Below are 21,352 nucleotides of genomic sequence, written 5' to 3'. Positions count from 1 at the left end.
TTAGGGAGTTAGCTGGCCATGATCCGCGCGATCGCGGGATAGCCGATGTATACGGTCATGATCAGGACGAGCATCGCGACAGGCATCACCATTTTTTCGGAGGCCATGTTGGCCTGGGCCTTCGCCGTGGTGACCAGGGCGCCGGAGAGCGACTTGGCCTGCGCGCCGAGGGTGTCGCCGACGGCCGCGCCTTCCTCACCGGCGATCGCGATGATGTCGGCCGGCGCTCCGAGTTCAGGGACGTCGAGTTCGAGCGAGAGCCGCTTGAGGCCCTCCCACGGGCTGATGCCTTCGAGCTCAGCGCGGGTGATGGTGTCCCGGATCTTCGCGAAGACCCAGCCTTCGCCGACGTCTGCGGCCCGTTTCAGGGCCTGGGTGGGGGCGGCGTCAGCGGCGCGTTCGAGCTGGACGAGCCGCAGGTATGCCTTGACGGCGTACCGGAAGTCGTCCTTGGCTTCCACGGCCTGCTGCTTGAGCTGCAGGTCCGGCAGGAGCCAGAAGACGATCGCGAGGCCGAGGCCCGCCATCGCCGGGATTGCCACGGGGAAGGGGTAGCCGGCCAGGTTGGCCAGGCCCACCGCCAGCACAGGCAGCAGCAGTCCGTACAGCGCGAGGCCGATCTTGCGCCCGAGGTGCGCGGCGGGGGACCGGCCGACGAGCTCCAGCTGCTGGCGGGGCAGGCGCAGGGTGCCTTCGCCGACGGTGCGCAGCAGGAAGGCACCGGCCTTCTCCATGAGGGAGTTGGGCTGGCTGTCTCGGTTGCGGTCGAGGTTCTCGAGCCGGGTGGCATCCATGCGGGACAGAACGTCGCCGAGGTCGGGCCGACCGGGCAGGATGCCGCGGGCGGCGATGACCAGGCCGAGGCCGGTGACGGCGCCGCCGACGATGGCATAGGGGGAGAAGATCACGGCGTCTCCTTGGCGATCTGGCCGCCGGAGCGGTCGGCCGGCGACAGGAACCGGGGCGCGGGTTCGAGGATCGCCATGCGTCGCATCCAGATCTTGACCAGGACGAAGGCGACGGCGACGAAGGCCAGGACGAGATGCCCGGCAAAGGTGTCGTAGGGCTCGACGTAGGCGCCGGAGAACGCGGTGACTCCGAAGATCGCCAGGCAGAAGATGGTCACCCAGCGGTCGTTGGTGCGGGGCTTTTGCCGGTCGGCCTCGACCTCACGCCGTGAGAGCACTTCATGCTGGAGGGCTTCGGCAAGTTCACGAAGAGCCTTGCTCAGCCCGCTGCCTCGGTCCTCGACGTGCAGGATCAGCAGAGCGGCGACCTCGTCGACCATTGCGTCGTTCAGCTCGTCGGCGAAGGCCCGGTAGGCGTCCTGGGGCACCCATCCGGCCTGCTGGCGTGAGACGAGGAGGCGGACCTCCTCCCGGATGGCGCCCGGGACGGTCTCCAGGCTGCGCTGGATAGTGGCCTCCAGACTGACGCCGACGGTGTGGATGTCGGACATGCGCCGCACCCATTCCTCGATCGCCTCCAGCTTGTCGATCTGCGACTTGCCGGAGCCGGAGGTGTTCAGCAGCCAGGGCAGGCCGATGACGACGGCGACGGTGACCAGGCCGCCCATCAGCCAGCCGGTGAACAGCCACACGCCGAGGCCCGCCACGGCAGAGCCGGCCAGGCGTGTCTGGCCCCGGGCCCACCAGGAGGTCGGCGTACGGGCGTCCTTGACGAAAACGGCCCGGATCTTGCGCTCAAGGCGGCTGCGGCGGCGCACCGTCGTCGACGGTGCCCAGCCGACGCCGCCGGCGACCGCCAGAGCGAGTCCGCCGACGGCGGCGAGACCGCCGAGCGCGGCGAGCAGGGAGTTGAGGGTGAGCGTCACAGCGGCATCACCGATTCCAGCGGCGCGCCCCAGCTGCCCCACGGTCGCTGCATGACGGTGCGGTCCAGCCCGGCCCGGACGAGGTCTTCCAGGTTGCTTTGGGAGATGTTCCCGTGGGGCACGGCCCTCGGCTCCCGGCGCCCGTCCTGCTCGCGGGGAGCGAAGACCATCTGGTGGGAGGGGCGACCGCCCTCGCCGATGCCGGTGATCTCCATGACGTGGCTGACGAATCGGTGCTTACGTCCCGGCTTGCCGCGCTGGTCGACGAGCTCGGTCTCGTCGACCAGCCGTACGTAGACGACGAAGTCGACGGCTTGGGCGATGAGCCGGTAGGCCAGCGCTTCGGTCATTCCGATGCCGGCCTCCAGACACAAGGTGGCCAGGCGCTCGATCGACAGCTGGGGGCTGCGGGCGTGCAGGGTGGCCATCGACCCGCCCTCGCCCTCGTTCATCGCGTGCAACATCGGCACGACCTCTTTGGAGCGGACCTCGCCGACGATCACGCGCCGCAGCGACATACGCAGGAGCTGCGGGAAGAGGTCGGACAGGGACAGCTCGCCCTGGAGCTTGCCGTCGGCCCCGCGCTCACCGTTGGACTCGCGCCCTTCGTAGGCGACGACCTCTGGACCCTCGGGGTCCTCGTGGAGATGGAGCTCGTACTCCGACTCCAGCGTGCCCACGCGCTCGGTGCTCGGGATTTCCCGGGCCATGGCGCGCAGCAGGGACGTTTTTCCCACGCCCTGGGAGCCGACCACGATGATGTTCTTGCGGCCCTTGACCGCGGCGGTCAGGAAGTGCGCGAGCGAGGCGTCGATCGTGCCCCAGCGCACCATGTCGTTCAGGCCCTGGCCGCGGGTGCGGTGGCGGCGGATGACGATGCTCGGCCGCGGCGTGACGTACGCAGACGCCGCCAGACGCGATCCGTCGGCCAGACGGAGGTTCAGGTTCGGCGTGGCCGGCGTCAGCGCCCGCTCGCCCTGACCCTGCATGCGCGCCAGGTGGTTGATGAGGTTGATCAGGTCGCGGTCGGTCTTCGCGATCGGGTCCCAGGTGCGTGTCGGACGGTCGGCGTAGTCGACGCGCACCTTGTCGCCGTAGATGATGATGTTCTCGACGTGCGGGTCGTCCAGGAGAGGCTGGAGACGGCCGGCGCGGAACAACTCGTCGAAGACCGCCTCGCGTACTGCACGCTCCTGCTGGGGCGTCAGATCCGATCCGCTGGCCGCGTACTTCGTCGCCCATTCCGAGACGACCTGCCTGATGATCGACTGTCCGCGCTGCCGGCGGTCCTGCTCGGTCATGGACGCGTCGGCACCGGCGGCCTCGCCGATCTTCATGCTGGCCTGTGAACGCAGCTCGGCGAGAACCTCGTGACCGACCGGGAGCGCGGCCGGGACCGCGGTGTCGGGAACCCGGACGAGGCCCTGAGGGAGGCCGGCCGGAGACGCCTGCGCGGGCACGGGCCGGAGAACCGGCGCGTCCTGCGTGGTGCTCTCCTGGAGCGCCTGGGCGAAGAGGGCGGTGTAGTCGTGGGCCGTGGTCTCCGGCCTGGTGTCGGTCATGATGCCCTCCCGGTGACCGCCTGCATTCCGGCCGGTTGCAGCTGCACGCGCCGCTTGGTCACCAGCTCATTGATCGTTTGGTGGGCTGTGCGCGCGGACCGCAGAAGGGTGCGCGGCATCTTCTTGTAGGCCCCGTGAGTGAAGACGTCGGCGCTGTCGGGGTCCCACGCGAGCATGCCGACCACCGGTGCCATCAAGTGCTGCTGTACCTGGCTCGAGTTGAAGGAACCCTCCTCGATCAGCAGCAGCCCGAGTGCGTCGGAGCCCGTGCCGTGGTGCGCGAGTTCCTCCCTCAGGACCCGCACGGCGGGCGCGGCAGCCGCGATCGAGGCCTGGGTGGTGCGGACGACCATGAGGACGGCGTCGGCGCGGTGCAGCAGCGGCGTCGGGTAGCGGGTGGTCGACAGCCGGGTCTCGGACTCGGTGAGGATGCGGCCCGCGTCGACGATCACGTCGTGGCCGGTCTGGTCCATCACGCCGAGCAGCCGGGAGATGGGTTCCCAAGTGCGGCTAAGTGATGCCGCCTGCGTGGGGTCCGTCAGTCCTGGCAGGAGCATCCGCTGGCCGGTGTTGTCGCGGTCCAGGCTGACGAAGTGCTGGGAGAACTCCCGCGCGAGGGTGCCCTGGCGGTCTGCGGCCGCCAGCCGGTGCAGTCCGGTGGCTGCGTTGCCTTCTCCGCCGAGGTAGCCGGCGCGGATCGTGCCGCCGGCGGGGTCGGCCTCGACCAGCAAGGAAGGCTTCGGTGAGGAGAGGGCGAGCGCGAGTGCCGAGCAGGTGACACCGCTTGACTTTCCCGACACCAGTGCGATGACCGCCATCAGCTCGTCGCCTTCAGCACGATGGCAACGTTGCCGCCGGCAGCCCAGGCAGCAAGCGACGTGCTGTTCACCTCGGCCGCGGCAACGTCGACTACCACGGCGCCGTTGGCGTCGGGCGCGCCGACGCGGGACACGACGGCAGGAAGACTGTCCGGGGTGGAACCTGCCTTGGTGGAGGAGGCTGAGGCGCTGCCGTCCTGAGGGGTGTGGACGATGGTGACCGCATCGCCGGTGCGCAGCGTCTGGATGGGCAACTGGCCCGGCTTGGCGAGGATGCCCACCACGGACTTGCCCTTGGTCACACTGGATTCGGCGCTCACGGAGTCCTCAGTGACCAGCGCACCGCTCGGCAGGTCGGCTGCGGCCGGCTTGCCGATGATGTCGGATGCGCGGGAAGCGGGCAGCGAGCGCAGCTGGGTGTCGTGGGATATCTCGGTGGCCACCAGATCCGACGCCTTGATGTTCTCGCCCGCCGCAATGGGGTGCCGGGTGGCAACGACAGAGACCTTGTCGCCGGCCTCGTTGACCATCCACACCGACACCAGGGCGCCCACAGCGGCCAGCGCCAGGCCGGCGCCGACGACCACCGGACGTCGTCGGCGGCGCGGGGCGTCGTTGGTAATCGGCAGCAGCACAGGCGCGGAGCCCGGCTCGGACGGTGCCGTCGGCTGCTTGGTTCGCGGCATTGTGATGGTCTTCCTTGCGCTAGTTGACAACCTGCAGCTCGCCGACGCGCGCTGTGGTGTTGGACGTACGGATCTCGTCGGGCAGCGTCCCGCTTGCACCGTTCGACGCCTGCCAGGTGACTTCCCAGGAGCTGGTCGCGGTGATGGTGAACTTCCCGCCCGACTGGCCGGCGGAGACCTTGGTGTAGCGGTAGCCGCAGTCCGGCGAGGTCTTGTCCCCGAAGGTCTTGGAGTACTTCGTGCCCGCGGTCGTGCAGGTGACCGAGCCGCCGTCTCCCATGGAGTAGGTGATCTTGGTGACACGGGCCGTGGCCGTCACCGACAACCCCGGAACCGCAGCCGTCGCGCTGTTGGGACCCCAGGTGGTGTCGCTCTTGTTATTCCACAGCCAGACGGGCATGCCGACGAGACCAGGGGCGTCAGGACCCGGCGAGCTGCCGATGTTCGCGCCCAGCAGCGTCATCTTGTCCCGGGCCTGACGCGCCAGCACCTCGGGGTCGGGGAGAACAGTGGCGGGCGGCGTGGTCAGCCAGACGATGCCGCCGACGTCGTTGACGATGCAGTCCCTCACGTAGAAGGCGCCGGGACCCGAGGTGTCCGCCCCGTTCATGTCGGTGTGCCCCGGACCGGACGGCGGTTGGGGATCCGCGAGCTCGTAGAAGCAGCGGTCGGCCGGGTTGTACCCGGGCATGCAGGGGATCTCGGTGTCGTCGGTGAGCTTGCACATCCCGTTTCCGCCCCCGCCTCCCTCGCCCCCGCCGCCTCCTCCGCCGGTGCCGCCGCCTCCGCCCCCACCGGGCTTACCGGGCGTTCCGACGTCGACGCACACGTCCACGTCGGAGCAGTGGCCGGCGCCCCCCGCATACGCGAGGCCGGCCGGTATCAGGGCGGTCAGGACCGCAACGAGGCCCAGCACGCGGGCAGAACGGATCAGCAGCCCTTCGTGCGGTCGGCTGTGATCTTCGTGACGAGCCATGTGTCGCCCTCCAGCGTGGCTTGGGACGTGACGGGGTACTTCAGACGCTGCTCCGCGAGCTTGAGCTCCTTGCCGGAGTCCTTGTAGACGGGCCTCCAGCTGGTCGCGTCGAAGCAGTCGGTGACCGTTGCGGTCTTGCCCTTGGTGTCGACGGCGGTGACCTGAGGCTTCATCTCAGGACGGCCGGTGAACTTGATGCCCATCGACTCGTTGCGCAGGACCGACTTCTTGAGGTCGGTGGCGGCATCGCCCCTGGCGTACTTGGCCAGTTCCTCGGTGTGCAGATCTCCGTCCGCGGCCATCTTGATCTGGACCTCGCGCATGTTCGTGTACGCGGCGAGGACCTTGTCCTTCGCTGCCTGATCCGGATCGTTGGACGGCGTCGAGGAAGCGGTGGCGGAGGGCGAGGAAGCCGTCTTCTTGGGTGTGTCGGAGCCACAGCCGGCCAGAGCGCCGGCTGCGACGGTGCACATGAGGACAGCACCTGCGAGTCGCAGGACATGGGTGCGGTGGTGGGTGGTCGAAGCCATCGACAGATCCCCTTCAGGAGTCGGGTGCGGGCGCTGGCGCGCGCTCAGGGCGGACAAAACGCGGCGAGGTGAGTCCTCTACCGCGCTTCGCCGGCTCTGGAGGTGCACGCCAGGCCAGGACCCGGCGAGCCTACGGCCACGGCACAGGGCCATTGCCTGGCTCCCAGCCGCGGCGGGGGCATCGTGCCGTCGGTGAGCCACCGGTGACGAGGTGCCAGCGGGTGAAGAGGGCCGCTTCGCACCGAAGCCTGGATGGTCGACTCGGTCATCCACCCGGTTCCCGACCGGAGGTCGGCCGGTCGTATCAGTGATGCGGACCCATGTGGCACGAGTCCAGTTCGTAGATGTCGCAACGCGATTTCCCCCTCGCGGTCACGGACGTCGCGTCTCCCACAACGTGATCAGTCCGAGCCTGATTCTGGCCAGAAAGATCAGGTGCCGCCAGGCCCGGTTTTTTCCGGTAGCCGCACTTCCGGTATATGCCTCTGGCGCGGGCATTTGAAAAGGCTGTGGCCAGGACTTCAGGGCTTGATCAGCAGGGCCGGTCCCGATGCGCGCAGGGCGTTCCGGGCGGCCTCCTGGTCGGCCCCGGTGATGGCGTTAAGTCGACGTTCCACGAAGGGTGTGGAGGGGTGGTCCTTGCCGTAGACGGACTGCAGCAGCGCCAGGAGGCCCGTCCCGGTCCTGACAGCGTCGGGCGCGTTGGTGACGGTGAGCCAGGACGCGGCGGCGTTGCGGGCCTGCCGGCGGATCTGGCCGTGGGTGGCATCCAAAACCTGCTGCCAGGCCGCGGCGGTGTGCACCGAGACCTCGGTGGCCATGGCGGGCTGCTCGGCAAGCTGGGCGCAGAAGGCGACGAGTTCGAGGGCGTGGAGGGTGTAGTTGTGCAGGGGGCCGTGGCTCTCGGCGAGTTCCTCGCTGATGGTCCGAGCGGCCGTCAGGGCCTCCTCGCGCCGGCCGGCGCGGAGGGTGTGGCGGAGGTCCTTGATGCGGGGGGCGAGAAATTCGGGAACGGCGACGGGGATCTGCAAGACGATGGGGGCGGGGCTCATGAACTCTCCCTGGTGCGGAGCGGCTTCGAGCGGATGCCGCCGCCGGGGGGCCGGCGGCGGCATCCGGAATCGAGTCCAGCAACAGAGTGCTGCTCGACCGCGCACGTCAACGGGCGTGGGAGGGCCCTCGGTGCCTGGGTGGGCGCTCCCCCGTGCGTGCACGGCGCGCCGACGTCGGTAGTTGACCCCCCTGGGGAGCGGGGGTCAAGCCCCTGTGCTGCGCAAGCGGTTCGTATTTCAATGATCGGAACGAAGTGGGCTGCGCTGTTTCACCAGCCGGAATGGGCGAGGTGCGCCGCTGGAGCAGAGGTCAGGGCGCGAGCGGGCCGACCGAGGAGCGGTCCCAGGCGATGCGTGCCGCGTGGTCCATCAGCTCCAGCAGGTCCGGCGCGGTGGTGTCCTGCTCGAGGTGGCGGTATTCCGTACTGAGGGTGATCGCGAGCCGCTCGGGAAGGCCGAGGCCGGGGTAGCGGTCTTCCTTGATCAGGATGCGGGCCGCCTCGATGGCGGTCCGGCCCTGGCCGTGCATCACGTACGCCTGGTCCGAGAGGTCGTCGAGGTAGGCGACGTAGGTCCGCAGGTCGTCGGGGGTCATCAGCGGTCCGTGGCCGGGGACGATCCATTCGGGGTCGAGGTCCAGGATCCGCAGGCAGGCGGCGGAGACACGATCCAGGGGGCCGGCCCAGTGGGAGGGATGGTCTCCCGCGAAGACGATGTCGCCGGCGAAGACCACGCGCTGCTCGGGCAGATGGACGATGAGGTCGCCGACGGTGTGGGCCGGGCCGACCTCGTGCAGCTCCGCGGGGATGTCGCCGACTGCGATGTCGTGGCGTCCGGTGAACGTCGCGGTCGGCGGGAGAACCTGTATACCCGCGAAGTCGAACTTGCCGAAGTGCTCCCGGAAATACCAGCCGAGGGGCTGACCGGGGTCCGTGTCGTGGGTGAGAGCCTGCAGCTGCTGCGGCTTCGGCTCCAGGCACTGGTGCTCAAGGGCGGCGTGCGTGGCGAAGACCTCGGCGCCGGGAAGCTGCTGAAGACCCCAGGTGTGGTCACCGTTGGCGTGGGTGACAGCGACCCGGTCCAGCGGGACACCGGGGCCCGCCGCCGTACGGGCCGCGGTGAGGAAGACGTCGGTCAGGGCGGGCGTGTAGGGCGTGTCGATGACGAGGGCCTGGCCCCCGGATACGACGAAGCCGCAGTTGGCCAGGCCCCAGGTCGCGTCGTGGCCGGGCTGCCAGGCGAAGACGCCGGGCGCGATCTGCTTCAGGTCAGTGGTAGCCATGGGCATGCATTGTGCGGGCCGCGGCCGCCCGGACGAAATCTCTCCGCCGAGGCGACCGCGGGCGCGGTGTCAGTGGTGGGGCACGAACGGCAGGAGGAAGAACCGGGCGCCCGGGCTGCCGAACGGCTGGGCGGCGCACATGGTGACGGTGCCCAGCTGGGACGGCGCGTGCCGCTCGCAGCACCGGGTCCGATGGTCCTCCGTGCCGCGCGGGGTCACGTAGCCGGCGTGCCGCATCGGCCGCGCGTCGCCGTCGGGATGTATGTACGCCAGGCTGTGGTCGCGGTAGATCGGCCCCGCCACCGGGTCGTCGTTGACCTCCTTGTCCAGCATCTGGAGGTCTTCGTTGTCAGGGTGAGCGGCGACCGCCGTGCGCAACTGGGCCGCCACTTGCGGCGCCCAGCGCGTGTCCCAGTCGACCAGGTGGTGCTCGCGCGCGTCCTCGCGCAGGAGCATCCACCGGATCAGGTTGCGTTCGGGCAGCGCCGGGGACTTCCCCTCGGGCTGCGGGAACATGAGTTTGAAGTCGTCGTTGGCGGCCAGCACGTTCCAGGCGACGTCATTGATGTAACAGGGCTGCCCCGAGACGCCGTTGACGGCCACCTGCCACGCCGGATCGACGTTCGTCCCCGCCATCGGGTCCATGGGGAACGGGGGCTCGTAGCCGATCGCGTAGACGTAGAGCGCGGTCCGTTCGCGCTCGTTCATGTTCAGCACCTTGGCGACGTTGTCGAGGAACTCGGCGGTCGGCTGAGGTGTGTTCCCGCGCTCGAACTCGGCGTAGGTCTTCTCCGTGACGAACAGCGCCTGGGCGACCTGGGCTTGGGACAGTCCGCGTGAGCGCCGGCCCCGTCCCGTGCGCTTGGGCCAGCCGAGCTCGACCGGGTCTATCTCTCCGCGCTTCCATTGCAGCAGCTGCTGCAACGCCTCCTTCTGATTCAACTTTGTACCCTTCCCCGTGATGCCATCCCCGTGCAGGCCGCGCGATATACCGGAAGCGCTCGCTCCTGAAATTCGCGGACCGGAAAATTCAGAGCCTGGTGAGCGGGATCTTGGCCGGGAAGAATCGACCACTGGATCGAATCCGCGTTGTGGGAGACGCGAAGGTCCTCCACAACCGCGAGGGGGAGTTCGCGTTGCTGCATCCCGTTGCCACCCCGCCGGACCGCACGGGCGGAGCCGTGGCACGCACCATGGCGGTGCTCAGAGCGCTGATCCGTCTCGGGCCGGGTGAACATCCCCTGGCGTCGGTAGCCGAGTCCGCGGACCTTCCCGCGCCGACCGCTCACCGGTATCTGCAAGCCTTGATGCGAGAGGGCGCCGTCGAACAGCGCGGGCCGCGTGCTCGCTACGCCCTGACTGACGCGCTGCACGGTCCCCCCTCTTCGACACCCGCCCAGCCCCTCCAGGCCGGCCCGCCCTCCCCTGCGGTGAGGGCCGAGATCGTCACACTACAGTCGAGAACAGGCCAGGTCGTATTTGTTTACCGACCACACCTGATCGGCACTCCGATGAGGATCTGCGCGGAACGGGCATACGGACCACACGCCGACGAGGTCCTCACGTCGCCTCAGATCACTTTGCGATCTCTTGAATCAGCGCCTCTGGAGTCCGACGCCGCCGGCCTGGCGATCCTCGCCTGCCTCGGCTCCATCGGCGACAACAAGATCGACACCGCGCCCGTCCGTGAGGAAGGTCACGCCATCGGCCCTTCCCCGCTGCCCGGCCGCACCATGATCGCCGCGCCCATCTGGTACGGCTCGGCCGTCGCCGGATCCGTGGCGCTGCTCGCCAAGGACGGGCCCATGCGGCGGGCCGCCACTCGCGCCCGGTACGTGGCCGCCGTGATGGACACCGCTGCGGCGATGAGCGGACAGCTGACGCGTTCCGGCGCCCGCCGGGCCAGTTGACCGACTACAGACCCCTACAAAGCACCACAGAAAGGCACCACCTCGTGTCCCGTTCAGTCCTGATCACCGGCGGCAGCCGCGGCATAGGCCTTGCCATCGCCCGTCACCTCGCCGAAGCCGGCGACCGCGTCGCCATCACCTACCGCTCGGGCGAGCCCCCCGAGGGACTGCTCGCCGTCCGCTGCGACATCACCGACACCGAGCAGGTCGACGCCGCGTTCAAGGAGGTCGAGGAGCAGCACGGCCCTGTCGAGGTCCTCGTCGCGAACGCCGGCATCACCAAGGACCAACTGCTGATGCGCATGAGCGAGGAGGACTTCGCCTCCGTCGTCGACACCAACCTCACCGGCGCCTTCCGTGTCACCAAGCGCGCCTCGCGCGGAATGCTCCGCGCGAAGAAGGGCCGCGTGGTGTTCATCTCCTCCGCCGTCGCCCTGCGCGGTGAGAGCGGCCAGGCCAACTACGCCGCCTCCAAGGCCGGCCTCGTCGGCTTCGCCCGCTCCATGGCCCGCGAACTCGGCTCCCGCGGCATCACCTTCAACGTGGTGGCCCCCGGCCTCACCGAGACGTCCATGAGCCAGGCGCTCAGCGACGAGCAACTCGAGAACCTCAAGACCCAGATCCCTCTCGGCCGCCTCGCCCGCCCCGAGGAGATCGCCGCGACCGTGGCCTTCCTCGCCTCCGAGCAGGCCGCCTACATCACCGGCGCCGTGGTGCCCGTCGACGGCGGCGCCGGCATGGGCCACTGACCTCTTTGACCGCCCGCAACCCTGGAGTCCGATGAGCGCATGATCTGACAGCGGGCAGTCCCCCGTGGGCTGCCCCGCGGCAGCAGGCCCCCGGTGTGTCCAGCACCTCGGCCCCGCCGCATCTCTGCCACCACCCGGCGAGTGTCCAGCCCGCCTGGTGAAGAACCCGGTCCGCAGACCGGGCAACACCGCCCCTGCCAGGGCGGATCACTTGGTTCCGGAAGAACCCGGCCCCACCGAAGAGGGGCTCACGCATGCCCGAAAGGAGGGCGTGCCCTGCCCATGATGCAGCATGCCCGCGCGCCGGTCCACGCCACCGCCGCCCCACCGCGCCCAACGCGCGGACAACACCGAATATCCCCGAACAACCGATTCAACCCGGTCTGTGAACATGCGGACCAGGAGATCGGCACGACCGCGTCCCGGCGTACCCGGCGCGGCGACTTCCTGCGCGCCGCCACCTGGGCCATCACCCAGCGCCTGCACCCCAAGGCCGGCGACACCACGCTGCGCGTTGCGCGTGACCTCGCTGCGCGCCTGAACGCCGACGGGCACGTCGCCTACTGCCGCGACACCATGTTCAAGCGCCTCGGCATCAGCCGCCGCACCCTGGAGCGGCACATCGCCGTCCTGCGCGAGCTCGGCCTCCTCGTCTGGGCGCTCCACGGAACCCGGGCCAACACCCGCCCCGCCGGAAGCGGCGAGTGGGCCGGCACCGCCACCATCTACGCCGCCGTCGTCCCGCGCGCCTGGGACGACGCCCTCGGCCACCGTGTGAGCGGCCACGGCTACCACGCACGGCACATCGGATTCACCGAACAGGGACGCCAGCTGGCCATCGCCGACGCCCGCCGCCGCACCCGCCCCTCCCACAGCCGTGACACCCCTTCCTGTAAGACCAACCACCCACGTCCTAAAGCTGAGATGGGAGGGAAGAAGAACAACACCAGCGCACCCCGCAGCGCGCGGCCGCGCTCCCGTCGCAGGCACGAGGTTCCAGAGCCCTACCGGGCCAACACGCAGCAGGCCGCGCACGCCGTCTCGGTCGCCGCCTGGATACGCCCCCGGGTGCCCTGGACCCAGGGCGAGGGCCTGCGCCGCCTCGCCTTCGCTTTGCGACCCTGGATCGCCACCGGCCTGTCCGCCGCCGACATCGCCGCCGACCTGTCGGTCTGGCGCGTGCCCCGGCGGCCGGCCTCCCCAGCCAGCGTGATCATGGCCCGCTGGAGCGAGTTCGCCGACCAGGACCAGCCAGCCCCCACGTGTGGACAGCGCGAGGAACCGGCCGACGCCGTCCCGCCCAACACGGCCTTCCTGGAGGCCATGGAGACGGTGCGCACCCGTCTGCACAGCCTCTACCCACCCGCCGAGCCGGAACCCGATCCGCCCGGCTTCGTCATCCGCGACAGGATCCTCGCCTCGCTCGCGGCGGCGGACCGGGCCCGCCACGCGCGCACCGCCGAGCAGTGCCTCACCTTCGCCGAGTGGGAGGCCGTCTACGACGCCCGGGAACGAGGCCCCTGGTGACCCCGCGCCGGCCCAGCCCCCGCACGAACGGAACGCACCAGGCCACGGCACCGACGGCGAACCCGACGGTGAAGCTCTCGGACCGGAACACGGCTCGCCTCTCCCGTTCAGGACGCCGCCGCCGGCGCGGCCTCGGGCTGGGTGTCCTCGGCGGCCGCCCCCTGCGCCTTGCTGCCGGCGCCGCGCCGGCGCGTACGGATGACCGCCCGCGCCGACCGGAACAGGGCACGGACCAGCCGCCACAGGCCGACCGCGCCGCAGCCGACTGCCGCTGCGCTGGTGCCCAGGCGCGCGACGGTCGCCAGCCATCCCGGCAGATGCAGGTAGCCCAGCGTCAGCGACGTGCCGATCAAGCTCAGGCTGAGCACCATGAGGACACTGCTGTGCCCGATCACCCCCCAGGTGCGCTTCAGTTCGGCGTAGGCGTCCGGATGGGCCTCCCGCCACAGGACAGGCCGGTCCAGCTCGTGCTCACTCATCGCGCTCTCCATTCGTCGCATGCTGCGTTCCTTCGTCGGCGCCGCCCAGGACCTCCCGGGCGTGGCGCAGTCCGTGCCCCAGCTCCTCCAGCTCCAGCCGCACCTCGTCCAGCAGTGCCCGGGGCAGCAGCTCTTCCGGCAGCGCCGGCCTGGCCGGCGACGCGGGCGCACGGTCGTCACGGATCGCCGACTCCACCGCTTCCTCCTGCCGCTCGACCTCGACGGCCTGGTCGACCAGGAGCGCGAGCGACTGCTCGTAGCCGAGGAGGAGTTCGCGGGCTTCCACATCGTCCGCCGCCAGCGGGACCAGCCCGGCCGCGTCCCACACCAGCCGCAGCAGCACCGCCGCCGCGCGCGTCAGCTCGTAGCGCTCGCTGCGCTCGGCGAGCATGCGCAGGCGCTGCTCGGCGGCCAGCAGCCGGAAGAAGACCGCGGCGTACGCCTCGCCCGTCTCCACCACGCGCACGCGGCGCCGGGTGAGGTGCCGGACGGCCGCCGGCAGTCCGGCAGCCGCGACCAGGCCGGCCACGCCGGCCACGAGCAGACCGGAGGCCGCCGGCAGTACGGACGTCGCGGGGCCCAGGGCGGCGAAGGCGGTCACGGTGAACAGCGCGGTCCGGCCGACCGGGAGGGGGCGAGGAAGCTCCAGCCCTCCCAGCGTCCAGATGTACAGGGGAGGGCGACGCCCCCAGACCGTCCGGCACACCCAGCGACCCACCGGGTGCTGCCCGGGATCGAAGACGCCTGCCTCACGCAGCACGCCCGCAGGGTGCGGCCCGAAGATGTCCCAGCGCAGCCACCCACTCCGGGTCCGCTCCCGTATCAGCAGCAGTGCCTGCATGGCGGACCGCTCGATGCCCGGGGCCGCGAGCCGGCCGGCCAGCTCGGCGCGCACGGCGTGATGCAGCCGGGCGGCTTCCCGGACAGCATGGGTCCACCGGTCCCGGTCCGCTCCGAAAGGCAGCGGCTGTGCGGCCGGCCTCATCGCCGGGCCGCCTCGGCCGGGCAGGATTCCAGCGCGGTGCGCAGGGCCGCCTTCTCCGCCGGCGTGACCGACAGGCGGTACTTGGTCTTCACACGGACCTGAGCGGTCGCGTACCAGCAGTGGGCCTCGGCCCGCGGGGGCATCCACACCGAGGCGTCCTTGGCACCCTTCGCGGCGTTCGTCGGACCGTCGGCAGCAACCAAATTCGCCGGGTCGTTCGCGTAGTTCAGCCTCTGCGCGGCGGTCAGCTCCCGGGCCCCCGAGCGCCACCCGAGGGCCAAGGGGACCACGTGGTCGATCTGCACGGCCATGGACGTACCGGGGCCGCGCTTGAAGGCGATCGTCCGGCCCGTGTACCCGTCGTGGAGAACGCCGGAGAGGACGGTGCAGCCGTCCTCGGCCCGAACGACGTCCTCCAGGTCGCGCGCCAGGACGTCCTGGCGCGTCGGACAGGAATTCCCCGACATCTCGACCGTGCCCGCATCGCTCCACGTCGGTCCGAAGGCGTCGCGGCTGTAGCCGTCGAGGGAGATCTGCGCCCGGACCGTCAGCTTGTTCAGCTGGGCCAGCACGGGCGCGCCTCCGGCCGCGGCCGGACCACGAGCGGGGGCGGCATCGGCGGTGGAGCCGGGGGCGGTGAGGGGTCCGCAGGCGGAGGCGGCGAGCGCGCCGGCGAGCACGAGGCCGGCGGCCAGGAGGCGAGGGGCCATGTAAGGGAGTCCTGTTCGGGTCGGAGAAGGCACCGTTCACCTGCTACAGGTGTGGCGGGGACCGCCGGTGTGACACTCCGCCCGAACTTTTATGGGCTCCTTCAGCCGAGCGTGCCCTCGAAGGTGACCTTGGAGCCGCCCGCGTCGACTGCCTCGACCGTCACCGGGCCGCCGACGGCCGCCTCCGGAACACGGAAGGAGACGGTCTGCGTTGCGGTGCGGTACGGGGCGATCGCAGCGTCGCGGTACCCGTACACCGGGCGGACGGTGGCGGCCAGGTGCAGGTCCTGGCCGGTCAGGATCCGCAGGGTGGTGCCCAGGCCGCGCATCGGGTCGGCGGATCGGTTGACCACGCTGAGCTCCAGGCTCCCCGTGCGCGAGGCGCCCTCGCCGCTCACCGTCACCTTGCCCACGCGCACCTGGCCGCTCCACTGCCCAAGCGGCGTGACCGACGGCCCGGCCGGCGCGCCCTGCGGCGCCTGGGTGTCCGGCGAGGCGGCGGTGCCCGGAAGGGCGCCTTCGAAGAAGAGCAGCTCCGGCTCGGCCAGGCCCTCCTCGGTCGCTTCCACGGTCACGGTGACCGGCAGGCCCTGGGCCTGATCGGGAAGCACCAGCTTCAGGTCCCGGTCGACGGACCCGTTGGGGCGGACCTGCTGCGGTTCGTCCTTGGAGGAGGACGTGCTGCTGCCGGCGGCTTCGGCAGCCGTGCGCCCGAGAGCTCCATACCGGGCGGTGACGGCGGTCCGCGGCGCGGTCGCGACCTGCGCCCGCTGGTTGGCCACGGTCACCCGCGCCGTGTACGCGCTCGAGCCGACCGGCACGCCGGGCACGGTTCCGGCCGGCAGCCGCTCGAAGCCCTGCAGCGTCACCGTCCATGCTCCGTCGCCGACCGGCAGCGCGGTTCCCGGCTTCACGATGCCGTGCGGCAGCACCGTGGAGGACGAAGGCCGGGCCGCTGGGGCGCTGTTCGTCGGCTTGCCGTCGGCCTTGGGATCGCTGTCGGAGCCAGCGCAGCCGGAGATCAGCAGTGCCCCGGCCACGAGCACGGTCGGAAGGGTGTGGCGCAGGCGCACGGACATGGTTCCCCCTGTGTCAGGTACCGGATCTCGGTCGAGGGGGATCATGCCAAAACGCGTCCGGCCGGGGCCGGACGCGTTGGTGAGGGGTGTCTGATTCGGGCCACCCGCAGTTTGTGCGGGCTGCGGGCTACAGCGTGATGGGGATGGGGACCAGGAAGTACTCGGTGTCGCCGACGCGGACACGCAGCGGGTGTCCGGGCGAGAGGTTGAGCAGCCGATGGTGCACGGTCGCCGGGGAGTTGCGCACGGACAGGGCGGGCTCCAGCGCGGCACGGACGGCGGCGCGGGAGGTGTCGGACAGCGGGTTGCGCTCGGCGATCTCCGCGCATTCGTCGAGCTGGGCGTCGGTCAGGTCGGGGCCGAAGCCCTTGCGGAGGGCTTCGACGGCGACGGCCGGGGCCAGAACTGCCCGGTTGTGGTCGCGGCATACGTGGCCGGGCGTGCCGTGGGGCTGGAAGTGACGGGCGGTGCCGATGGAGGTCATGGGGACTCCTGAGTGGTGGGCGGTGTCAGTGCTCGCGGATCGTCGCGGTCTCGGCGAGGGTCAGGACGTGCGCGGGGAGGGTCGGGCGGCCTTCGGTCATCGCCCGGTACATGCGGTGCACTCCGTCGATCAGCAGGCGAGCCGGGCCGCTGTCGAACTCCAGGGTGGCGATGATCACCGGCTGTTCGAGGTCGGTGCGCATGGCGTGCTCGGCGCTGAAGTGGGACTGGTCCGGGCCGAAGATCGGGCACCAGGAGGGGCCGTCGTAGTCCGGCCTGAGCAGGCTCAGGTGGTAGGCCGCCGACCAGTCGGCTACGGAGGTCTGCTCGGTGGGCCGGGGGTGCTCCTCCAGGAGGCGCATGGCCCGGTCGATGTCGAACACCCAGTTTCCGTACTTGAACATCTGGCGGGACGGGATGGTCACGGTTCCTCGCTGACGGGTCGGGGATCGGGGGATGGGAGGGGGCGGCCTGCAGTGGCTGACGGTCATGGGGGCCGGTCGTTCGCCGCCCCGGAGCGAGTCCGGGGCGGCGAGAGCCGTGTCAGCGCGGGCCGAGCGGGATGACCAGGACGCCGACGTGAGGCAGGTCCATCTCGGCCAGCAGCCGGGCGGCCCTGCCGCCGGGGCTGTTTGAATCGCTCGGGTCCAGTCGTGTGGCGCCCCGGTGGGGGCCGCGCGCGGGGGTGAGGTACACCGAGTTCTCCGGTGCGTTGCGCTCGAAGACGCTGACGGTGGCGTAGTCGAACCCTCCGAGGTTGGGGTACCGCTCGGCGACGGCCGCAGACATGGCGGTGACGAGTTCGGGGCTCGGCGAGGCGACCGAGAGGGGGAGGGGGGTGCGGCGCGGCCGGATGCGCAGAGCAAGGGCGCGGATCAGGACGCTGAGGACGCCGAGGCCGAAGCCGAGGGCGAGAGAGGCTGGCTGGATCAAGGTGGGCTCCCTGGGATTGCGGCTGGTGGCGGAGCGTGAGCTCTAGGCGTCGGCCGTGGTCACGGCGGCGTGGACGAGGCGGGCGAGCCCCCGGCGACGCTGGCGCTTGGTCAGCCCCTGGACGCTTCCGGCGTTCTCGTGTCCGGCGGCGGCGGTCAGGCCGGAAACGAGGGCGTGGACCAGTTCCTTGCCCTCGTCGTCGGGCGTGGTCGTCTGGGTGGTGGCCGCCGTCAGGGCACGGACGACGGGCCGGGTGGCCGCGAAGTACGCCTTGACGAAGCGGGGGTCCCGCTCGGCGGCGACGGCGGTCAGCACGCGCATGACCGGGAGGTGATCGCTCCAGCCGTCGAGTACTGCGTCGACGAGCCGGGCGGCGCCGGGCAGTCCGTCCGAGGACCAGGAACCGTCCTCGAAGGCGTCGAGCGCCGCGTTCGTCTCCGCGACCAGGAACCGGGACGCTTCGAGGACGACGCCCTCGACGTCGGGGAAGTACTGGTAAAACGTCGCGGGCGACGTGCCCACCGCCCGGGCGATGTCCAGCACCTTGATGTCGCGGTAGGACCGGGTGGCGAGGAGTTCGAGCGTCGCCTCCATCAGGCTCTGGCGGGTCCGAAGTCCGCGTTCGGTGGGTACGCGGCGGTCGGGGGTGCGGGTCACGACAGGGGTAGGCACAGTCGTCTCCTGAGCTGGAGGAAGGGAGGGGAGTGGTCCAGGTCTGGGGCGCCGGTGAACGCCGGACCCGACGTGCAATCACATTACACATTGGAACGTTAATACGCAACAGAATTGGTGTGGGTGTCTCAGTAGTCCCCGCCCTCGACCTGTGCTCGCGCGGCCTTGGCGGCCGCGTCCCCGGACTCGGCGCGGAAGGTGTCGATCCACCGGGTGAAGTCGGTCTCGTCGCTGTCCAGTTCGACAGCGGCAGCGGCGTGCTCGCCCGGAATGACACCGGCGACCAGCAGCGCGTCGGCTCGGTCGTACCGCAGACCGAAGACCGTGAACACCTCTCCCGTGCCGGGCGGCTCGACCTGCGCAGGGGGGCCGTCCGGGTCCAGGCCGACGCTGGCGAACATCTCCTCCACGGCGCCGGCCAGCTCCGCAGCCTCCGGCCGGTGCCCGGGACCGGTCTCACGCAGGGAGCACCACACGCGGAACAGGGACGCGACGGCCGAGCCGCTCGTGGTGGCGGGGTCGAAGTGCAACATGACGGTCTCTCCGAAGACTTGAGGGGGAGGGCGTGCCGGGTGATCGCCCGGCACGGTGCGACAGGGGGAGTTGTCACACGTCGGGCTGCGGCGCCTTCGGGGCTCGGGCGGACATGCGGTGCGTAAGGGCATGCGCGCCGGCGAACGCCGCCCCTGCGCCAAGGGCCAGGTAGTCCGCTGCGCGTCCGCGCAGGACGAGTGCGTCACCATGGCCGAGCAGCAACACGGTGCAGACGGCGAAGGCTCCGGTCACCAGGGCGGCGTCCAGAGCGGCCGCGGCAGCGCCCCATGCCCAGCGGGCGTGAGCCGGGGCGGCTTTGCGCTCGTCCCGCCTGCGCAGGGCGGCGCAGGCCCGGTTCCGGGCGAGCCGGCGCGTTTCGACGACAAGGACAGCGAGGGGCACGACGAACAGCCACATGACGGGCTGCTCCAGCAGGATGCCGCAGCCGGCGAGCAGCGCGACCAGGCCGTAGACGGTGTGCAGCGGCTGGCAGCGGCGGTGCTGGTGCGTACGGGGGCGGAGGTCTTCGGACATGGCTCTCCTCGGTTGAAGATGATCGGGAGTTCGGCTTTGTGAATGGGCCAAGGGGTGCTCTGGCCGGGCAGGCAGGGCCTGCCCGGCCAGAAGATGGACGACTACGCGTCTGCGGTGCGCTGGGACTTCGCCGAGGGGCGGACCCGGGCGCGGCGCAGCCGGTCGGACCACGGCGCGTCGGCGGGCCCCACGGGGTGCTCGGGGATGGTGATCTCGTAGTGCGGGCAGCTACCTTCCTTGGCCGTCTCCAGGGCGGCGTGCCGGTGGGGATTCGGGCACTGCTGGCGCTCGTGCTCGCCCCTCCAGTAGCGGACCGTCAGCGTGTGGCCGGACCCGCTCTCGCGGGGATGGCTGGGCCGCTGCTCCTGGAAACGCTCGCCCGCGTCCGGGTCGACCCACCAGTTCTCGACCTGGCCGGAGTCGTGGATGCCCCGCCGCCGTTCGGCCTCGCGCTTGCTGGGCTTGAGCTGGTGGACCTGGTGGGAGAGGACCCGCACCGTGGTCCGCTTGTGCTGGGTCAGCAGCTCCCACAGGGCGCGCACGTGGCGCGTCATCAGCTCCTGGCAGCCTTGGCGCGCCGAGCCGCTGCGGTACCGCTCGGGGTTGTCCGGGTCGCGCAGCCGGGCCTCCGGCTCCAGGGCCTCGCCGGGGCGCGCCATCAGGGTGTCGTACGGCGAGAACGGCAGCTTCAGCAGCGACTCGTCACACGTCAGCGGAGTGACCCATGTCCAGGGGACGTCATCGTGCGGGGGCTCCACCGGCTCCAGGTACCGGTCGGGCCGGAGAAGGAACCAGCCCTCTTCCGTCCGGGGCGACCACGGGCCCCATACGTAGCCGACGATGCGTCGGCCGTTGGGAAGGTCCAGGGGGGTGTCGAGGAACAGCATCCCGCGCGAGGCGGGGAGGTGGGCAGGATCGAACGGGGTCGTGGCCTTGTCCGCCCGCCGCACCACGCGGCGTAGTGCCATCTGGGCGAGGGAGTCGCCGATCTGGAAGAGGCGGGCGGAGCGCGCTCGGTCGGCTTCCTGTCGCAGCTGCAAGGCAACGGCCGCTTCCGGGCCGTCCGGGTGGCCGTAGGGCGCCAGTCGTTCAGCGTCCCGGCGGTACGCCTTCGCCTTCATCAGGGCGAAGTCGAGGCTTTGGGTGTGGGCATCCACGTACCGGCGGCGCCAGATGCGGATGCGGTGCTCGTCGGGGGTGCCCCAAGCGGCAGTGTCCGAGCCGGTGAGGGCCCCGCCCGGGACCGTGCCCGTCTCGGGGCGAAGCCCCAGTGCCCGGAACCGGCGGACTTCGCCATCGGCGTCGTTCACGACGCCGTCCGTGGTGTCCATGACCGGCCGGTGGTGCTTGTCGTCCGGGTCGAGGGCCCACTCCAGACCCGCGAGCTGTGCCATGGCCGCCCGTACGGTCTCCGGCTCCGTGGACCTGACGAAGTCGGCGAGGAGCCTTTGGACCGTGCTGGCGTACGCGTCGGCCGCCGCGAATCGCAGTACGCGCTTGAGGAACGCCCCGCCCGGGCCGTGCTGAGTACTGGACAGCGCCAGCAGCTCGTCGGCCACCCGCTGGTCGCCCAGCGCCGCGTTCGCCAGATGGTCGTACATCTGGCGGAAGACGGCCATCTCCTCATCCGCGCCGAGGATGCCGTCGATGGCGTCATGGACCCGCCCGAACTTCGCCGGGGAGGTCTCGCGGCCCTCCGGCGCCCGGAGCAGATGGTCCGCAGCAGCGTGGAGCTCGCGGTAGAGCCGCAGCTGGAGCTCAGTGAGGATGAGGAGATCGGCTCCACCGACAGGGGCCCGCTTGGCTGCCGCAGTGACGCCCGCCAGCAACTCGGAGTCGGATACGTCGGACAGATGGAAATTCATGTCATCCCTACCTGGACACAGGGGACTTGGGGGAAATTCGCGGGTGCTGTGCACCAGGCGATGAGATGACAATACATACTGAAAATGGAATACGCAACGTCGTGGATAGGGAGACGGGCCGCTCCTTCATGGCCGGTGGCGGGCGCGCAACC

24 protein-coding genes and 1 pseudogene are annotated in these 21,352 nt (G+C 70.7%); 4 read left to right on the top strand and 21 right to left on the bottom strand.

Features of this window, described 5'->3' with window-relative positions:
• Window positions 1-8: 8 nt before the first annotated feature.
• The 10 genes from SMIR_RS41770 to SMIR_RS41725 all read right to left on the bottom strand — a co-directional run bounded on the left by SMIR_RS41770 (window position 9) and on the right by SMIR_RS41725 (window position 9,682).
• Entirely contained in the window at window positions 9-908 is a 900-nt protein-coding gene (locus tag SMIR_RS41770) for a type II secretion system F family protein (RefSeq protein WP_024127100.1), read from the bottom strand.
• On the bottom strand, window positions 905-1,834 hold the full coding sequence (locus SMIR_RS41765; protein ID WP_190148974.1) for a type II secretion system F family protein: 930 nt from the start codon (window positions 1,832-1,834) through the stop codon (window positions 905-907). Before SMIR_RS41765 ends, SMIR_RS41770 begins: the two co-directional genes overlap by 4 nt.
• Window positions 1,831-3,396 (bottom strand): TadA family conjugal transfer-associated ATPase, encoded by a 1,566-nt coding sequence (locus SMIR_RS41760; RefSeq protein WP_190148975.1) that lies wholly within the window; start codon window positions 3,394-3,396, stop codon window positions 1,831-1,833. The genes SMIR_RS41765 and SMIR_RS41760 overlap by 4 nt, the downstream gene beginning before the upstream one ends.
• On the bottom strand, window positions 3,393-4,214 hold the full coding sequence (locus SMIR_RS41755) for a CpaE/TadZ family protein (RefSeq protein ID WP_190148976.1): 822 nt from the start codon (window positions 4,212-4,214) through the stop codon (window positions 3,393-3,395). Before SMIR_RS41755 ends, SMIR_RS41760 begins: the two co-directional genes overlap by 4 nt.
• On the bottom strand, window positions 4,214-4,900 hold the full coding sequence (locus tag SMIR_RS41750; RefSeq protein ID WP_024127096.1) for a flagella basal body P-ring formation protein FlgA: 687 nt from the start codon (window positions 4,898-4,900) through the stop codon (window positions 4,214-4,216). The genes SMIR_RS41755 and SMIR_RS41750 overlap by 1 nt, the downstream gene beginning before the upstream one ends.
• 19 nt (window positions 4,901-4,919) lie before the next feature.
• Window positions 4,920-5,876, bottom strand: a complete 957-nt coding sequence (locus tag SMIR_RS41745) for an ATP-binding protein (protein ID WP_212728700.1) — start codon at window positions 5,874-5,876, stop codon at window positions 4,920-4,922.
• Window positions 5,831-6,406, bottom strand: coding sequence for a hypothetical protein (locus SMIR_RS41740; protein ID WP_212728699.1), 576 nt, complete (start codon window positions 6,404-6,406; stop codon window positions 5,831-5,833). The genes SMIR_RS41745 and SMIR_RS41740 overlap by 46 nt, the downstream gene beginning before the upstream one ends.
• Before the next feature lie 521 nt (window positions 6,407-6,927).
• A complete protein-coding gene (locus SMIR_RS41735) occupies window positions 6,928-7,458 on the bottom strand; it encodes a hypothetical protein (protein ID WP_024127093.1) in 531 nt (176 codons plus the stop codon).
• 310 nt (window positions 7,459-7,768) lie between these two features.
• On the bottom strand, window positions 7,769-8,740 hold the full coding sequence (locus SMIR_RS41730) for an MBL fold metallo-hydrolase (protein ID WP_212728698.1): 972 nt from the start codon (window positions 8,738-8,740) through the stop codon (window positions 7,769-7,771).
• Between the two features lie 69 nt (window positions 8,741-8,809).
• Window positions 8,810-9,682: an MmyB family transcriptional regulator gene (locus SMIR_RS41725; protein ID WP_212728697.1), complete on the bottom strand. Its 873-nt coding sequence runs from the start codon at window positions 9,680-9,682 to the stop codon at window positions 8,810-8,812.
• Window positions 9,683-9,933: 251 nt separating this feature from the next.
• Here SMIR_RS41725 and SMIR_RS44185 point away from each other — a divergent pair.
• The 4 genes and pseudogenes from SMIR_RS44185 to SMIR_RS41710 form a co-directional block, all read left to right on the top strand.
• Window positions 9,934-10,014 (top strand): annotated as a pseudogene (locus tag SMIR_RS44185) (helix-turn-helix domain-containing protein); the annotation flags it as partial.
• Window positions 10,015-10,320: 306 nt separating this feature from the next.
• On the top strand, window positions 10,321-10,650 hold the full coding sequence (locus tag SMIR_RS44180) for a hypothetical protein (protein ID WP_249938742.1): 330 nt from the start codon (window positions 10,321-10,323) through the stop codon (window positions 10,648-10,650).
• 44 nt (window positions 10,651-10,694) lie between these two features.
• Complete coding sequence (locus SMIR_RS41715) at window positions 10,695-11,399, top strand: beta-ketoacyl-ACP reductase (RefSeq protein WP_212728696.1); 705 nt, start codon at window positions 10,695-10,697, stop codon at window positions 11,397-11,399.
• A gap of 282 nt (window positions 11,400-11,681) precedes the next feature.
• Window positions 11,682-12,926 (top strand): helix-turn-helix domain-containing protein, encoded by a 1,245-nt coding sequence (locus SMIR_RS41710; protein ID WP_212728695.1) that lies wholly within the window; start codon window positions 11,682-11,684, stop codon window positions 12,924-12,926.
• A 107-nt stretch (window positions 12,927-13,033) separates the two neighbouring features.
• Here the strand turns inward: SMIR_RS41710 and SMIR_RS41705 are convergent, their stop codons facing one another.
• The 11 genes from SMIR_RS41705 to SMIR_RS41660 form a co-directional block, all read right to left on the bottom strand.
• A complete protein-coding gene (locus SMIR_RS41705; protein WP_249938701.1) occupies window positions 13,034-13,405 on the bottom strand; it encodes a hypothetical protein in 372 nt (123 codons plus the stop codon).
• Complete coding sequence (locus SMIR_RS44175) at window positions 13,398-14,390, bottom strand: hypothetical protein (RefSeq protein ID WP_249938700.1); 993 nt, start codon at window positions 14,388-14,390, stop codon at window positions 13,398-13,400. Before SMIR_RS44175 ends, SMIR_RS41705 begins: the two co-directional genes overlap by 8 nt.
• Window positions 14,387-15,100, bottom strand: a complete 714-nt coding sequence (locus tag SMIR_RS41700) for an HNH endonuclease family protein (protein ID WP_212728694.1) — start codon at window positions 15,098-15,100, stop codon at window positions 14,387-14,389. The genes SMIR_RS44175 and SMIR_RS41700 overlap by 4 nt, the downstream gene beginning before the upstream one ends.
• 101 nt (window positions 15,101-15,201) lie before the next feature.
• Window positions 15,202-16,179 carry a hypothetical protein gene (locus SMIR_RS41695; RefSeq protein WP_249938699.1) on the bottom strand — a complete coding sequence of 326 codons (978 nt, stop codon included), beginning with the start codon at window positions 16,177-16,179 and terminating at the stop codon, window positions 15,202-15,204.
• A 127-nt stretch (window positions 16,180-16,306) separates the two neighbouring features.
• Window positions 16,307-16,663 carry a hypothetical protein gene (locus SMIR_RS41690; RefSeq protein ID WP_212728693.1) on the bottom strand — a complete coding sequence of 119 codons (357 nt, stop codon included), beginning with the start codon at window positions 16,661-16,663 and terminating at the stop codon, window positions 16,307-16,309.
• 25 nt (window positions 16,664-16,688) lie between these two features.
• The gene (locus SMIR_RS41685; RefSeq protein WP_212728692.1) at window positions 16,689-17,087 is read right to left on the bottom strand and encodes a hypothetical protein; all 399 of its coding nucleotides are present in this window, start codon (window positions 17,085-17,087) and stop codon (window positions 16,689-16,691) included.
• Between the two features lie 118 nt (window positions 17,088-17,205).
• Entirely contained in the window at window positions 17,206-17,595 is a 390-nt protein-coding gene (locus SMIR_RS41680; RefSeq protein ID WP_212728691.1) for a hypothetical protein, read from the bottom strand.
• A 42-nt stretch (window positions 17,596-17,637) separates the two neighbouring features.
• On the bottom strand, window positions 17,638-18,267 hold the full coding sequence (locus tag SMIR_RS41675; RefSeq protein WP_212728690.1) for a TetR/AcrR family transcriptional regulator: 630 nt from the start codon (window positions 18,265-18,267) through the stop codon (window positions 17,638-17,640).
• 128 nt (window positions 18,268-18,395) lie between these two features.
• Window positions 18,396-18,800 (bottom strand): hypothetical protein, encoded by a 405-nt coding sequence (locus SMIR_RS41670; protein WP_212728689.1) that lies wholly within the window; start codon window positions 18,798-18,800, stop codon window positions 18,396-18,398.
• Between the two features lie 73 nt (window positions 18,801-18,873).
• Window positions 18,874-19,335, bottom strand: a complete 462-nt coding sequence (locus tag SMIR_RS41665) for a hypothetical protein (protein WP_212728688.1) — start codon at window positions 19,333-19,335, stop codon at window positions 18,874-18,876.
• Window positions 19,336-19,436: 101 nt separating this feature from the next.
• Complete coding sequence (locus SMIR_RS41660; protein ID WP_212728687.1) at window positions 19,437-21,200, bottom strand: hypothetical protein; 1,764 nt, start codon at window positions 21,198-21,200, stop codon at window positions 19,437-19,439.
• Between the last annotated feature and the right edge of the window lie 152 nt (window positions 21,201-21,352).

It is taken from the genome of Streptomyces mirabilis (assembly GCF_018310535.1).
Taxonomy (GTDB): Bacteria; Actinomycetota; Actinomycetes; order Streptomycetales; family Streptomycetaceae; genus Streptomyces.
Note: the sequence above shows the minus strand (reverse complement) of the source record. Positions and strands in the feature narration are given on the sequence as shown.

Excerpts from the sequence above, each read along its gene's own strand:
- SMIR_RS41665 (WP_212728688.1), bottom strand. The coding sequence starts at position 19,335 with ATGTCCGAAGACCTCCGCCCCCGTACGCACCAGCACCGCCGCTGCCAG.
- SMIR_RS41740 (WP_212728699.1), bottom strand. The coding sequence starts at position 6,406 with ATGGCTTCGACCACCCACCACCGCACCCATGTCCTGCGACTCGCAGGT.
- SMIR_RS41660 (WP_212728687.1), bottom strand. The coding sequence starts at position 21,200 with ATGAATTTCCATCTGTCCGACGTATCCGACTCCGAGTTGCTGGCGGGC.
- SMIR_RS41760 (WP_190148975.1), bottom strand. The coding sequence starts at position 3,396 with ATGACCGACACCAGGCCGGAGACCACGGCCCACGACTACACCGCCCTC.
- SMIR_RS44175 (WP_249938700.1), bottom strand. The coding sequence starts at position 14,390 with ATGAGGCCGGCCGCACAGCCGCTGCCTTTCGGAGCGGACCGGGACCGG.
- SMIR_RS41750 (WP_024127096.1), bottom strand. The coding sequence starts at position 4,900 with ATGCCGCGAACCAAGCAGCCGACGGCACCGTCCGAGCCGGGCTCCGCG.
- SMIR_RS41690 (WP_212728693.1), bottom strand. The coding sequence starts at position 16,663 with ATGACCTCCATCGGCACCGCCCGTCACTTCCAGCCCCACGGCACGCCC.
- SMIR_RS41710 (WP_212728695.1), top strand. The coding sequence starts at position 11,682 with ATGATGCAGCATGCCCGCGCGCCGGTCCACGCCACCGCCGCCCCACCG.
- SMIR_RS41700 (WP_212728694.1), bottom strand. The coding sequence starts at position 15,100 with ATGGCCCCTCGCCTCCTGGCCGCCGGCCTCGTGCTCGCCGGCGCGCTC.
- SMIR_RS41730 (WP_212728698.1), bottom strand. The coding sequence starts at position 8,740 with ATGGCTACCACTGACCTGAAGCAGATCGCGCCCGGCGTCTTCGCCTGG.
- SMIR_RS41695 (WP_249938699.1), bottom strand. The coding sequence starts at position 16,179 with ATGTCCGTGCGCCTGCGCCACACCCTTCCGACCGTGCTCGTGGCCGGG.
- SMIR_RS41755 (WP_190148976.1), bottom strand. The coding sequence starts at position 4,214 with ATGGCGGTCATCGCACTGGTGTCGGGAAAGTCAAGCGGTGTCACCTGC.
- SMIR_RS41705 (WP_249938701.1), bottom strand. The coding sequence starts at position 13,405 with ATGAGTGAGCACGAGCTGGACCGGCCTGTCCTGTGGCGGGAGGCCCAT.
- SMIR_RS41745 (WP_212728700.1), bottom strand. The coding sequence starts at position 5,876 with ATGGCTCGTCACGAAGATCACAGCCGACCGCACGAAGGGCTGCTGATC.
- SMIR_RS41735 (WP_024127093.1), bottom strand. The coding sequence starts at position 7,458 with ATGAGCCCCGCCCCCATCGTCTTGCAGATCCCCGTCGCCGTTCCCGAA.
- SMIR_RS41670 (WP_212728689.1), bottom strand. The coding sequence starts at position 18,800 with ATGTTGCACTTCGACCCCGCCACCACGAGCGGCTCGGCCGTCGCGTCC.